Raw genomic sequence first — 13662 nt, forward strand, 5'->3', positions numbered from 1 at the left:
CTTCCTGATGCACGGCCAGAGATCAATGCGCGTCCGCGAATTCCTTCTCGTGCATCCAGGCGGTGTGGCGCGGCGGACGCTTGGTGCGCGACCATTCCTCGACCATCTCGTGGGCGACCGACTTCATGCGATCGATCTGCTCGGGTGTCGCGGTCCAGGCCGCGATCTCCAGGCGATGACCGCTGGGGTCGCGGAAATAGATCGACTTGAAGATGGTGTGGTCGGTGACGCCGACGACCTCGAGGCCGGCGGCCTCCGCGCGCGCCTTGGCCTCATCGAGCTCGGCGAGATTCTTGACCTGGAAGGCGATGTGCTGGGTCCAGTCCGGCGTGTTGGGATCGCGTCCCATCGGCGGCGAGTTCGGCAGCTCGAAGAAGGCTAGGATGTTGCCGTTCCCGGCATCGAGGAAGATGTGCATGTAGGGATCCGGCGCCTTGGTCGACGGCACCCGTCCTCGGCAATGGCGCCGAGAAGATCCATGTTCATGACCTTCTTGTAGAACTCGACGGTGGCCTTGGCGTCGACGCAGCGATAGGCGACGTGATGGATCTTCTCGATTTTCATGATGTCTCGCTCCCTGGATTGCCGTTGCGAAATTGGTATCAGATGTTACTATTCCCTGGATTTGATCTGGATCAACCGGCTCGGAAGAATCCGCCAGGTGGACCTACGGCGCGGACATGGTGTGATGGGACGTTCGGGGGAGGCGCGAGACCGGGAAGCGACCAAGCGCATGACGCCGCAGGATGGGGGCGAGCTCGACCTGCAGCGATATTTTCCGTACCGGCTGGCGCGGCTCGCCGAACAGGTGTCGCTGGCGGTTGCCGAGGTCTATTCCGAGCGCTTTGCACTGACGCGGCAGGAATGGCGCGTGCTTGCGATCCTCGGCGTACGCCCGCAAATCGCGACCAAGGAGATCGGCCCTCTGACGACGCTCGACAAGATGCAGGTCAGCCGCGCCGTCCAGGGACTTCAGTCGCGCGGCATCGCGAGTCGCAAGCATCATCCAGAAGATCGGCGCGAGCTGATCGTTGCGCTGACCCCGGCCGGCCGCGCGCTCTATCGCAAGATCGTGCCTTTCGCGCTGGCGCGGGAGACCGAGCTGCTCGGCGTGCTGACCGCCGAGGAGGTGAAGGTGCTCGACCGGGTGATGCACAAGCTCTCGGCCGCGTTGAGCTAGGCCGTGTACTCATTACGCGGCTGGCCGCGCAATGCCTCTAACGGCGGCGGAAAAGCGGACGTCTCCAGACGTCGCTGAAGGGCAAAACCGAGAAATCGGAGCTCGGCCGGCGGGTCAACTTTTCGCTACTCCAGACAGACCGCTGCATCGGACCAAACGACGCTATGGGGCCTATTTCGGACTTGGACGTCAGGGCTAAGAACGCGAAGCGCGCAGAGGCGGATATTCACCAGATGACGCGGAAGCCGCCGGTGCCTCTGTAGCTGTGGTTCTCGTCAACGCTTTCGAGGCTCGCGCGATAGGTGATTTCGCCGAACACAGCATAGCGTCCGTTGGCCCAGCTATAGGTGCCTCCACCGCCGATATTGCCCCACAGGCGGTCGCCGGCACTCGCGAAGCCGGTGCCGGCGACGTCAATCCTGGTGCCATTGAGGAACTCGTATTGCAGATTGCCGATCGCATAGACGTCGGAGCGGATAATGCCCGAGCCGTCGTTCCAGACATTTTGATGATTGAGCGACAGCCCGACGCGGCCGAGCAGGCTCTCGGCATCCTGCATTGAGACCAGCGCGCCGAAGCGATCGGCGAAGGCATCGAAACCGACTTTTGCATAGGAAAGCTGCGCCTGCGGCGTCAGCGAAAAGCCGTTGCCGACCGCAATCCGCTTGCCGGTCTCGACGCTGAACGTGTAGCCGAAGCCTTCATTGCCATGCGTCATGCTGCCGACGAGCGCCGACGAGAGGTCGCTGCGGTAGAACATGGTCTGAGCCTGGCCATCGACATAGAAGCCGTCATGGCCATACCAGGTCGCAGTCGCTCCCACCCCCGTCCCCTCGGCACGGATGCGGCCGTTGCCGAAGAACGAATTGATATTGGCCGTCGTCAGGCCATATTGCGCGGTGAGTCCTAAGATCAACCGGCCGCGGTCGTTGTCGAGCGCAACGCCGTCGAGACCCACTTGGGCCTTCATCTCGTCGGCATTGTAAGTCGAACCGGTGGTGTTCGACGGCCGCAACTCGGCCTGACCGCCCTCAACGCGGCCCCAGAATGCCGATTGCGTCCACGAACTATCCGCCGTCGGCGCCGTGTTGATGCCAGCGCGCGCCATCGCCTCGCTGCCGTTCCAATAGCGGTTGCCGACGCGCTGCTGCAAGCTCGGCGCCTGGTTCATGCCGAGCAGCACCTGTCCATAGTTCTCATAGAGCGGAACGCCGGGCTGGTAGAGCGGTCCGGCAGGTGGCGACGTCGGCGAATTAATGAGACTTGAACGCAGATACCAGTCGCCATCCGTCGGCGTGCCGAGGCCGTTCTTCTGCAGCGTATAGGCGTAGGCACCCCCGACGACGGCCTGCTGGCCTTGCAGCACGTAATCGCCCTGCAAGACGAAACTCCCATTCGAGGCACCGGCGACGTCGATCACCTTGATGCCTTCGACCGTCTGCGCTCCAGCGCCGCCCACATTGGTGATTCGCAGCGTGGAGGAGCCAGACGTGTTTCCCTGCACCACCAGGCGATCCGTGGCCGAGTTGTCGCCGCCGAGCGCAGTGTTGAGGAGAAGCGTGCCGCCGTTGCCGACATAGTTCCCGGTCACCGTCAGTGTAGTCCCCGGCGCGCTGCCGAACCGCAAGGTGCCGGCGTTATCAAGCGAGGCCACCGTCTGATTGAAGCCGTTCAGGTCTAATGTCGTGCCAGCGTTTGCGACGGTGGCGGAAGCGGCACTGAAAGCGCCCGCAGCGCCGGCTCGTAGCGTGCCCCCGCTCAACGTGGTCGCGCCGGTGTAGGTGTTGCCCCCCGCCAGCGTCTGCGTGCCGCTCGTGAGCGTCAGTCCGCCGCTGCCGTTGATGGCTCCGGCGAACGTATCGTTCGCATTGGTGACGATCAGGTCTTTGGCGCCCAGGTTGACGGTGCCGGTGCCGGCCAGACTCTGAATATGCGAGCCGGCACCTATTATCGCCGAAATATCGAATGTTGCGTTCGCGACCACGCGGCTCGAGTTGGCGAGGGCATCAGTGGCAGAGCCGGCAGGGCCCGCCAGCGCAAGCGTGCCCTGCTGGATCACCGTTTCGCCGGTATACGTACTGGCGGCGCCCAGCGTGAAGGTCCCGGCGCCGATCTTGGTCAAGCCACCGACGCCGCTGAATCCAAGCGTTTTGACGTTGAACCCATTGGTATCGAACGTCAGTCCGCCGGCGGCAATATTGATCTGGTTGATGCTCCCACCAAAAAAAACGGCGCTGTTGGCCAATGCCCGGACAGTGGCGCTATCAAAGCTCATCTGCCGCGCTCCGGCGCCCGCAACCAGACCGGTTGTCTCCAGGACGCCACCGCCGCTGATGTTGAGCGTGCCGAAACCTGCGGCAAGGTTTCCGAGCCTCATCCCGTTCTGGGCGACGACGGTCGCTCCGTCCGTAATGTTGAGTGTGCCGTTGCCGGCATTGCCGATGATGAACGTCGTACTGGATACGATCCACCGCGATCCGGTGCCGGTCACCGTCACGATGCCGGTGCCTGCCGTGCCCGAACCGACCGAAGACAGGGTGCCGCCGCTCGTCAGCGTGCTGCCGTTCTGAATTGTGAGGCTGCCGGACGTTGCAGATGACTGAGCGACGCCGAAGCTGCCCACCGCAGCCGACGCAGCACCGCTGACGCCGAGGATGGTCGGATTGGGGGACAATGTATTGATGCCGGCCGCGGCACCGGCACTGGGCAGAATTCCGCCTGTCCAGTTGGCTGCGACGGTCCAGTCGGAACTCGTGCTGCCGTTCCAGCCCTGCGCTGCCACAGATCGCGGCAGCAGCGCCGATAGCATGGCCACCGAGACGCTCATCAGCAGCAGACGGTAAATGGGCTTGGCCGATCGCCGAGTTCCACGCGGACTGATTCTCTTCATCTGGTCCGATTGAGTTCGAACCAGCACAGCCCCAATGCATTCGCGCATCGTACCTCAGCCTCTCGACGATTGCCGCTCCACAAGCCGGAGACCGCGGTTCCACGCGGATTGCGAAGTGCTATCGATTGTTACGGTAGATGACGCAGGTGAGCTCGACAACGACGGAGCGCGCTCTTCGAAGCAAAAACACGCATTGTGCCTTTGATGCAACGTGAGCGCGACTGAGTTAACGGACTGGCAACCAGCTGCAGCGTGCTGCGGGCATTTGCCTAACTGTGCTGGCGTTGAGTCAAACTCGGAAGACTCAAAATGAGGCTTGAAGTCCTCGCCGCCAATCCTAGTTCAGAATCTGCCGGGCCGCGTGTTCGGCGAAACGAAACTCATACAGAGGATAGAAGAGCCCGCGCTCGCGGGCGCGCATTCGAGGGAAGTCACATGAGAAAGCTTGCTCTTGCAATCGCCGCGGCAGCAACGCTCCTCATCGGAACGGTTGCGCCGGCTTCGGCTCACTGGCGAGGTCATCATCATTGGGGTGGCCCGGGTATTGGTCCAGCCGTCGCGCTCGGCCTGTTCACGGGCGCATTGGCCGCGGCCACCGCCCCGCCGGTCTACTACGCGCCGGTCTACGGACCGCCGGGGTATTATTATGGACCCCGGTACTATCGGACTGTCCGCTATCCACCCGCCTACCCCTATTGGTACCCCTGGTGACTGGACAGGGCCCGGCCCCGGCCGGGCCTAGTCAGCCCGTGTCCTCGCCGCGGGGATCATCGGGAACGGAAGGCAGGAGGAAAAGTTCTGTCGATACGACGCAGGTCCGGACGCGTCCCGGGCCCTGATCGCGCGCGCAACATGCGCCTCGACGCGACCCGGCGGCGCAATAACATCGGATCTGCTCCCGCATGAACAAGAATGTCCGCTTCAATCTCGGATATGCCGTAGCCGCAATCTTCGCGGTGTTCTTGATCCAGCATCTCATCTCCACGGCCAGCCAAATCGCCGTGATCCCCTACAGCGAATACCAGCAATTGCTGCGCCAGGGGAAGGTCGACGCCGTCGGCATTTCCGATCGGACCCTGCAAGGCACGCTCAAGGAGCCGCTCGCCGGCGGACAGAAGCAATTCGTCACCACGCGGGTCGACCAGGACGTCGCGCAGGAGCTGGAGAAATACAACGTCCGCTTCACCGGACAGATCGAGAGCACGTTTCTGCGTGACCTCCTGTCGTGGGTCATGCCTGTGCTGCTGTTCTTCGGTCTGTGGTGGTACATCGGCCGCCGCATGGCGGAAGGCGGCGGCATCGGCGGCGGCCTGATGGCGATCGGCAAGAGCAAGGCCAAGGTCTATGTCGAGTCCAACACCGGCGTCACCTTTGCCGACGTCGCAGGGGTCGACGAAGCCAAGGACGAGCTTCGCGAGGTGGTCGATTTCCTGAAGAATCCCACCGATTATGGCCGACTTGGCGGCCGCATGCCGAAGGGCGTGCTGCTGGTGGGCCCGCCGGGCACAGGCAAAACCCTGCTGGCCAAGGCCGTCGCGGGCGAAGCCAGAGTGCCCTTCTTCTCGATCTCCGGTTCGGAGTTCGTCGAGATGTTCGTCGGCGTCGGCGCGGCGCGGGTGCGGGACCTGTTCAAGCAGGCGCACGAAAAGGCGCCGGCCATCATCTTCATCGACGAGCTCGACGCGCTTGGCCGCGCCCGCGGCATCGGCCCCTTCGCCGGCGGCCACGACGAGAAGGAGCAGACACTCAACCAGCTGCTGGTCGAGCTCGACGGCTTCGATTCCCGCTCCGGACTCGTCATCCTTGCGGCCACCAACAGGCCGGAAATCCTCGACCCCGCCCTGCTCCGCGCCGGCCGCTTCGACCGGCAGGTGCTGGTCGACCGTCCCGACAAGAAGGGCCGCATCGAGATCCTCAAGGTCCACATGAAGAAGGTGCGCCTCGCCGAGCAGGTCGAGGCGGAGACGGTCGCAGCCCTGACGCCGGGCTTCACCGGCGCGGACCTTGCCAACCTCGTCAACGAAGCCGCTCTTCTGGCGACCCGCCGCGGGGCCGACGCGGTGAGCATGATCGACTTCAACAATGCGGTCGAACGCATGATCGCAGGCCTCGAAAAGCGCAATCGCCTGCTCAATGCCAAAGAGCGCGAGATCGTCGCCTATCACGAGATGGGACACGCTTTGGTCGCGCTCTCGCTGCCGGGGACCGACCCCGTGCACAAGGTCTCGATCATTCCGCGCGGCGTGGGGGCGCTCGGCTACACCATCCAGAGACCGATCGAAGACCGTTTCCTGATGACGAAGGAGGAGCTGGAGAACAAGATGGCGGTGCTGCTCGGCGGCCGCGCGGCCGAGCTGATCGTGTTCGGGCATTTGTCCACGGGTGCGGCCGACGATCTGCGCCGGGTGACCGACATCGCGCGCAGCATGGTGACGCGTTACGGCATGTCCGAGAGACTCGGCAGTGTCGCCTATGAGCGTGATCCCGGCAATTTCCTTGCAGGCGCGGACCGCCCCTACCCGGGTCGCGACCGCGACTATGCGGAGGAGACCGCGGCCGCGGTCGACCGCGAGGTGAAAGCCATCGTCGACCAGGTCTTCCAGCGCACCCAGGGCATCCTGAAGACGCGGCGGCCGATCCTGGACCGCGCTGCGAAGAAACTCCTGGAGAAGGAAACCCTGGAGCAGAGCGATATCGATGCGCTGATCCAGGAAATGCCCAAGGACGGATTGCGGGCGATCTGAGCATCTCGAGCAGCACCCGGCGCCGGCCTTGACGTCGAGCGGCACGAGCTGGCCCTGCTCGCTACGGCCGCGCGGCCCTACGCCGATGATCTCGCCCTGCTGCGGCTTTTCCTTGGCGGCGTCGCGACCCGGATCTCTCCGCAGTACGCGCCTCGGCCGGGACGAGGTGCCCAAGCGGCAATTGCGAGGTTTGCTTCAAGCGATCGAGAACGATGGATGAGCGCACATGCGCGACGCTGTCGTGCGGCAGAAACACCTCGTTGAGAAGCCGCGAGAGCGCCTTCAAGTCGGTGATCGTCACCTTGATGAGGTAATCGGCTTCGCCGGTGAGCGCATACGCCTCCTGCACTTCCTCCAGACTCTCGATCAGCTTGAGGAAGCGCCGCGAATTGTCCGGCGAGTGTGTCGCAAGCGTCACCTGCACGAAGACGACAATGCCGAGTCCGAGCACTTCGCGATCGAGATGCGCGTGGTAGCTCGCAATCGCGCCGGTATCCTCGAGGGCAGCGCGACGGCGCGAGCATTGCGATGCCGACAGACCGACGACGTCGGCCAGTTCGAAATTCGACAGACGCCCGTTGGATTGAAGCGCCTGCAGCAATTTGACGTCGAACTGATCCATGCGTGATCCTTGCATGTTAACGCGTAGATATGCATGTTTCACGCATATCCTGGCTTTGTCGAGCGGATTTTGCGGAGATCGTGCAGGCCGCCGGCAGTATATTTCCTGTCGGAACAGATACCTTTCCAGGAGTGCGACATTGGGCCCCTTCCCTCACGATGCCCCACCGGCCACGATTTCGGCAGTCAATCCGGCCGGCACCGATGGCTTCGAGTTTGTCGAGTTCGCCCATCCGGATCCGCAGCAGCTCGCCAAGCTGTTCGAGCAGATGGGCTACACGGAGGTCGCGCGGCACAAGACCAAGGACATCTCCCTTTGGCGCCAGGGAAAGATCAATTACGTCCTGAACCGGGAGCCGAACTCCCATGCGGCGCGCTTCGTCGGAGAGCACGGACCTTGCGCGCCGGCGATGGCCTGGCGCGTCGTCGATGCCAAACACGCCCTGAAGCGCGTCCTGGAGCTCGGCGGAACGGAATACACCGGCAACGACAAGTCGCTCGACGTGCCGGCCGTGGTCGGCATCGGCGGATCCCTGCTGTACCTGGTCGAGACCTATGGCGCGAAGGGCTCGCCCTATTCGGCCGAGTATGACTGGACCGGCGAAGTCGACCCAACCCCGAAAGGCGTCGGGTTCTACTATCTCGATCACCTCACGCATAACGTCATGCGCGGCAACATGGACACCTGGTACAAGTTCTACAGCCAGACGTTCAATTTCCGCGAGATCCGCTACTTCGACATTTCGGGCAAGCTGACCGGCCTGACCTCGCGCGCCCTGACGTCCCCCTGCGGCAAGATTCGAATCCCGATCAACGAGAGCGCCGACGACAAGAGCCAGATCGAAGAATATCTGCGCCAGTACAAGGGCGAAGGCATCCAGCACATTGCCGTCGGCACCGACGACATCTATTCGGCGACCGACGCCATCGCCGCGCGCGGGCTCCAGTTCATGCCGGGCCCGCCCTCGATCTACTATGACAAATCATTTGACCGCGTGAAGGGCCACACCGAACCGCTCGATCGCATGCGCAAGCACGGAATCCTGATCGACGGCGAGGGTGTCGTCAACGGCGGGCTGACGCGCATCCTGCTTCAGATCTTCTCCAAGACCGTGATCGGCCCGATCTTCTTCGAGTTCATCCAGAGAAAGGGCGATGACGGTTTCGGCGAGGGCAACTTCAAGGCCCTGTTCGAGAGCATCGAGGCCGATCAGATTCAGCGCGGCGTGCTGAAGGCATCCTGAGGGAGGGTCGCTATACAAGACGCGTGGAGGAGCTATCGCGGCGCGCCGGCCGAGGGAACCATCCTGTGCGACGCCAATGATGTCGGCGAAGGGAGCTTCAAGTCGATCAAATCCGGCGCGGCGGATTTTCCGATCCTGATCGTCAGATCGGCGGGCACTCTGGCAGCCTATGTCAATGCGTGTCCGCACCAGTACCTGCCGCTCGATTATCGCGGTGACAATTTGCTGAGCGCGGATGGAACCGTTCTTCGGTGCACCAATCACAGCGCCGGATTCCGTGTTCGGGACGGCGTCGGGGTCGAAGGACTGGGCCTGAATTGCGCTCTCGATGCCATTCCGATCGCCGTGGACGACCAGGGCCGAATTCGCGTGCAGGCCGCATCAGCGGCCTGATCAAGCGCGACCATCGGCGGGCCGTGGCGGCGACAACAGATCACACCTCATCTGCGATCGTGTTGCGAAGCACGCCGATGCCTTCCGCCTCGACCTGGACGACGTCGCCGGGCTTCAGCCAGATCGGCGGGTCGAAGCGTGCGCCGGCCCCCGTCGGCGTACCTGTTACGATGACATCGCCCGGGACCAGGGTCGTGAACGTCGAGATGTAGTTGATGATCTTGCGGAAGGAGAAGATCATCCGGCTCGTGCGGTCCTGCTGGCGGACGTCGCCATTGACCCGCGTTTCGAGCTTGATGTCGGCAAGCTGGCTTTCATCGGTATAGGGGATGAGCCAGGGTCCGATCGAACCGGTCCGATCGAAGTTCTTGCCCTGTGTCACGTTGAACTTGGCGTGCCTTACCCAATCGCGGATCGTGCCTTCGTTGCACAGCGATAGCGCGGCGATATGCTCGAGCGCCTCGCTCTGCGCAATCCTGCGGCCGCCCTTGCCGATCACGATGACGATCTCGCCCTCGTAGTCGAGCTGCGGGCTCTCCGGGGGACGCAGCAAAGCCTGTCCATGGCCCGTGAACGAACGCGGAAAGCGGATGAAGAGCGAGGGATTTGAGGGGGCCGCCTGCCCGTCCTTGTATTCCTCGTTGCGGTCGGGAAAGTTGACGCCGACGCAGATGATCTTTTCCGGTGCCGGCACTGGAATCTCATAGCGGATGTCTTCGACCGGAAAATCCGTCGACAGCGCGGCGCTCTCCTCGGCCAGAGACAGCAGCGCACCGTCCCCGATCACGTCACGCAAGCTGGGCCAGCGCTTGCCGTGACGTCCGGACAGATCGACCACGCCATGGTCCACGAGCAGGCCGTAGCCGAGCGCACCGTTGCGGGTGAAGCTGATGAATCTTGGACGAGACATGCGCGGCCTTCCTTGTTGAACGTGTTCTCCGATCAGGGGGCGATGATCGGCTGGGCCGCCAGCTCGGCGTCGCGCGGCGCAATCCCGGCGAAGAGGCTGCCGTGCTCGAACCAGGATCTCGGCGCGGGCGCCCCCCACAGTGTCTGACGCTGCGGGTCCTTCAGGTCCCATTTGATCGGTTCGAGATCGGGATCGACGGTCTGGTAATCCGAGCAGTAGATTTCGATGCGGTGGCCATCGGGATCGAGGATGTAGAGGAAGAAGGCATTCGAGATGCCGTGGCGGCCCGGACCACGTTCGATGTTGGACACCCATCCGGTGGTCGCCATGAGGTCGAGAAGATCGATGATGTTGAGCGGGGTCGGCACCCAGAACGCCGTGTGGTGCAGGCGCGGGCCGCGGCCATTGGTGAACGCCAGGTCGTGAACTCCGCCTTTGCGGTGGGTCCAGGCCGCCCATAGACGTCCGGTTTCCTCGTCCTCGGTGTACTCCGTCACGCGGAAACCGATCTCGTTGTAGAAAGCGACGGATTGGTCGACGTTCGGCGAGAAGCAATTGAAATGGTCGATGCGGAGCGGCTTCACACCTTTGTAGAGGGCGTATTTTTGATGAATCGGCGGCAACCGATCCATCTTCGAATAGAACTCGAGCGGTATGCCGTGCGGATCGCGGGTGCGGAACGTGCGCGACTGATAGGGACGCTCCACCCACTCGACCGGTAGATCCTTGCTCTCGAAGAACTGGGCCGCCTTGTCGAGGTCCTCTTCGCCGAACACCTTGAAGCCGAGATCGCGGGCCTCGATCTTGTCGGACTTCCTCAGCACGATGCAATGGTGGCCGCGCTCTTCCATCGCCCGAAGATAGATCGCATCGGAACTTTCGTCCGTCACCTGCAGACCGAGCGTGTCGACATAGAACGCACGGGACTTGGCAAGGTCGCTCACGCCAAATTCGACATGGCTGAGACGTACGATGTTGAATGGCGGATAAAGGTTGGGCGTAGGCAATGCCATGATGTCCTCCTTGGTCTGCTGCGGACCGCTTAACCGCCTAGTTTTTGGATCTTATGCGCGGTGGTGGCGAACGCGACGTTCTTCGTCTCCATATAGAAATCGAACGACCAATCTCCGCCGTCGCGGCCGATACCGGAGCTCTTCACACCGCCAAAGGGCGTCGGCAGGTGGCGGACATTCTCCGAATTGACCCAGATCATGCCGGCTTGCAGCCGGTCGGTGAAGCGGAAGGCGCGCGTGACGTCGGCCGTCCAGAGATAGCCGGTGAGGCCGTACTGGACGTCGTTGGCGAGTGCGAGCGCCTCCGCCTCGTCCCTGAACGGGATCGCCGTCAGCACCGGCCCGAAGATTTCCTCCTGTGCGATGCGCATTCGGTTGTTGGCGCCGGTAAAAAGCGTCGGGGCGACGTAGCAGCCGCCGCCAGGACCATCGACCTTGCGGCCGCCGGTGGCAATCGTCGCGCCCTCCGATTTGCCGATCTCGACGTAGTCGAGCACCTTCTCCTCGTGAACCGGATGAATCAACGGACCGATGACGGTCTCGGGATCGAGCGGATGTCCCACCTTTATCCGGCCGGCCTTCTCGGCGACCGTCGCGGTGAATTGGTCGTAGACGCTCGCCTCGACGAGCAGACGCGAGGAGGAGGTGCAGCGCTCGCCGTTGAGAGAGTAGATCATGAAAACTGCCGCATCCGCGGCGCGGTCGAGGTCGGCATCGGCGAACACGATCACCGGGTTCTTGCCGCCCAGTTCGAAATGAACGCGCTTCAGCGTATCGGCGCCCTGTTTCATGATCATCGAGCCGGTGCGGCTTTCCCCGACGAATCCGATCGCCTTGACCAGCGGATGCTCGGTCAGCGCCTTGCCGGCGTCCTCGCCAAAGCCGTTGACGAGATTCCAGACGCCCTTGGGCAGACCGGCCTCTTCCGCGATCTCGATCAGCAGGCGCGCGGTCAGCGGCGAGAATTCCGCCGGCTTATGAACGATGGTGCAGCCGGCCGCGAGCGCCGGCGCGATCTTCCACGTCGACAGCATGAAGGGCGTATTCCACGGTGTGATGATGCCAACCGGACCGATCGGCACGCGGGTGGTCATGTTCACCTGGCCGTCGGTCCGAAGCGACTTGCCGTCGCGCGCCTCGGGCGCGCGGTCGGCAAAGAAGCGGAAATTCTCTGCGCCCCTCAGCGCCGCCTTGGCCATGAATTTGAGGGACTGCCCGGTATCCATGCATTCGACGAAGGCGATTTCTTCGGCGCGGGCGACGATGGCATCGGCAACCCGGTGCAAGAGCGCTTTCCGGGCCTCCCCGGATGTCTCGGCCCATTGCGGAAAGGCTGCGTGCGCAGCCTTCGCGGCCCGATCGATGTCTGCGGCCTTGCCGTGCGCCACCTTGGCGAGCGGCTTCAGATCGACGGGAGAAATCGTTTCGAACGTCGCGCTGTCCGCAGCCGGGACGTCCTCGCCGCCGATGCGGTTGAGCACCCCATGCTCCGCGAACCGGGCAAGGTAGCGTTCCGCCTTGGCGATGTTTTCCGCAAGCTTGGACATCACGGGTCCTTCCCTGGTTCGAGCCGTTGCGACCGGCAGCTCTTTGTTTGGGCGACGGCAGCGAACAATGCGCGCTTCGACGCACGAAGTCGCGTAGCTGGCCCCACACATACTTAACATGTTAAGTATTTTGGCCGCTGTCAAGAGGTTTGCATCGGGATCGGCGCAAGCCGGACTCGCAGCCGGACGGGAGCCGCTTCACCGGCCCGGCAGGCTGCGGGCCGAGAAGTCACAGCTTACCTGGGCAATGTCTGCGATGCGGCCGGCAAGCGGCGACAGATCCTCGGCGCGACGCACAGCGAAATAGCGGATCGGCGGAATCGCAGGCTCGGTCCGGATCACGCGCAGACGTCCGCGCCTGATCTCGTCGGCGAAATAGCTCGCGGTCAGGAAGGTGACGCCAAGGCCGGATGCAGCGAGCCCGGCCAGCACGTTCAAGCTGTTGCACTGGACCACGCGATTGATCCGCAGGCCATTCGCGACCGCCCAGTCCAGCACCAGACGCTGCAGGCCCGAGCCCTGGGTCTGGCTCAGGATGGGATATTTCGCCATCTCATGCAGCGGAATGCAGTCTTCGGCCGGTCCGAAGCCTGGCGCGGCGACCCATTCGAGCTGCACCGCCCCGAGCGGCACCAACAACAGGTTTGGAGTTTGCGGCGGATCGAGCCCGATCACGAGATCGATCTCGTTGGCAGCGAGCTTTCCATACAGGTCGATGCTGGCCGCAACCTCCGGCTCTGGGATCAGGTTCGGATATTCCCGTTTCATCGCGACGATCAACTTCGGCAGCCAGGTCAACGCCACGAGCTCGGTCACGCCGAAACGGAATGGACCGGAGAACGTCCCCGAGCCGCCGGCGACTTCGCGAAAGCGCGTTTCCAGCGTCAGCATCTCGGCCGCGATCGGCAGGCTCGCCGCACCCGCCCGGGTCAGCCGCAACGCGTAGCTTGCCCGGTCGAACAGCGGCTCCTTGATGACGTCCTCAAGCTCCAGGATCCGCTTCGAGATCGTCGATTGGGCCAGATGGAGCCGCTCGGCTGCCTCGGTGAAGCCGCCCAGCGTCGCCGTCCAGTAGAAGGCCTCGATCTGCTTCAGGCTGACCGGCATCGGCAAATCCTCG

10 protein-coding genes and 3 pseudogenes are annotated in these 13662 nt (G+C 63.2%); 5 read left to right on the forward strand and 8 right to left on the reverse strand.

Features of this window, described 5'->3' with window-relative positions:
• Positions 1 to 22: 22 nt before the first annotated feature.
• Positions 23 to 564: pseudogene (locus AC066S_RS34060) on the reverse strand (VOC family protein).
• A gap of 169 nt (positions 565 to 733) precedes the next feature.
• Between AC066S_RS34060 and AC066S_RS34065 the strand changes: the two are divergent.
• On the forward strand, positions 734 to 1180 hold the full coding sequence (locus AC066S_RS34065; protein WP_126256767.1) for a MarR family winged helix-turn-helix transcriptional regulator: 447 nt from the start codon (positions 734 to 736) through the stop codon (positions 1178 to 1180).
• Between the two features lie 226 nt (positions 1181 to 1406).
• On the opposite strand, the gene AC066S_RS34070 is transcribed toward AC066S_RS34065, so the two are convergent.
• Positions 1407 to 3989: an autotransporter family protein gene (locus AC066S_RS34070; protein WP_478271728.1), complete on the reverse strand. Its 2583-nt coding sequence runs from the start codon at positions 3987 to 3989 to the stop codon at positions 1407 to 1409.
• Between the two features lie 516 nt (positions 3990 to 4505).
• Between AC066S_RS34070 and AC066S_RS34075 the strand changes: the two genes are divergently transcribed.
• Positions 4506 to 4781, forward strand: coding sequence for a hypothetical protein (locus tag AC066S_RS34075; RefSeq protein WP_126256629.1), 276 nt, complete (start codon positions 4506 to 4508; stop codon positions 4779 to 4781).
• A 191-nt stretch (positions 4782 to 4972) separates the two neighbouring features.
• Entirely contained in the window at positions 4973 to 6814 is a 1842-nt protein-coding gene (ftsH, locus tag AC066S_RS34080; protein ID WP_478271714.1) for an ATP-dependent zinc metalloprotease FtsH, read from the forward strand.
• A gap of 21 nt (positions 6815 to 6835) precedes the next feature.
• Here ftsH and AC066S_RS34085 read toward each other — a convergent pair.
• Together AC066S_RS34085 and AC066S_RS34090 are read right to left on the reverse strand one after the other, a co-directional pair.
• Positions 6836 to 6937, reverse strand: a pseudogene (locus tag AC066S_RS34085) (co-chaperone GroES); the annotation flags it as partial.
• Between the two features lie 40 nt (positions 6938 to 6977).
• Positions 6978 to 7436 (reverse strand): annotated as a pseudogene (locus AC066S_RS34090) (Lrp/AsnC family transcriptional regulator); the annotation flags it as partial.
• A gap of 139 nt (positions 7437 to 7575) precedes the next feature.
• On the opposite strand from AC066S_RS34090, the gene hppD reads away from it, so the two are divergent.
• Together hppD and AC066S_RS34100 are read left to right on the forward strand one after the other, a co-directional pair.
• Positions 7576 to 8679 carry a 4-hydroxyphenylpyruvate dioxygenase gene (gene hppD / locus AC066S_RS34095; protein ID WP_126256632.1) on the forward strand — a complete coding sequence of 368 codons (1104 nt, stop codon included), beginning with the start codon at positions 7576 to 7578 and terminating at the stop codon, positions 8677 to 8679.
• Between the two features lie 63 nt (positions 8680 to 8742).
• A complete protein-coding gene (locus tag AC066S_RS34100; protein WP_478271729.1) occupies positions 8743 to 9072 on the forward strand; it encodes a Rieske (2Fe-2S) protein in 330 nt (109 codons plus the stop codon).
• 40 nt (positions 9073 to 9112) lie between these two features.
• Here AC066S_RS34100 and AC066S_RS34105 read toward each other — a convergent pair whose 3' ends face one another.
• The 4 genes from AC066S_RS34105 to AC066S_RS34120 all read right to left on the reverse strand — a co-directional run bounded on the left by AC066S_RS34105 (position 9113) and on the right by AC066S_RS34120 (position 13649).
• Complete coding sequence (locus AC066S_RS34105) at positions 9113 to 9982, reverse strand: fumarylacetoacetate hydrolase family protein (RefSeq protein ID WP_478271715.1); 870 nt, start codon at positions 9980 to 9982, stop codon at positions 9113 to 9115.
• A 32-nt stretch (positions 9983 to 10014) separates the two neighbouring features.
• Positions 10015 to 10995 carry a 3,4-dihydroxyphenylacetate 2,3-dioxygenase gene (hpaD, locus tag AC066S_RS34110; RefSeq protein ID WP_478271716.1) on the reverse strand — a complete coding sequence of 327 codons (981 nt, stop codon included), beginning with the start codon at positions 10993 to 10995 and terminating at the stop codon, positions 10015 to 10017.
• 29 nt (positions 10996 to 11024) lie between these two features.
• Positions 11025 to 12542: a 5-carboxymethyl-2-hydroxymuconate semialdehyde dehydrogenase gene (hpaE, locus tag AC066S_RS34115; RefSeq protein WP_478271717.1), complete on the reverse strand. Its 1518-nt coding sequence runs from the start codon at positions 12540 to 12542 to the stop codon at positions 11025 to 11027.
• Between the two features lie 198 nt (positions 12543 to 12740).
• Entirely contained in the window at positions 12741 to 13649 is a 909-nt protein-coding gene (locus AC066S_RS34120) for a LysR family transcriptional regulator (RefSeq protein WP_478271718.1), read from the reverse strand.
• Positions 13650 to 13662: the final 13 nt, after the last annotated feature.

The organism is Bradyrhizobium sp. CFUWI, assembly GCF_056429085.1.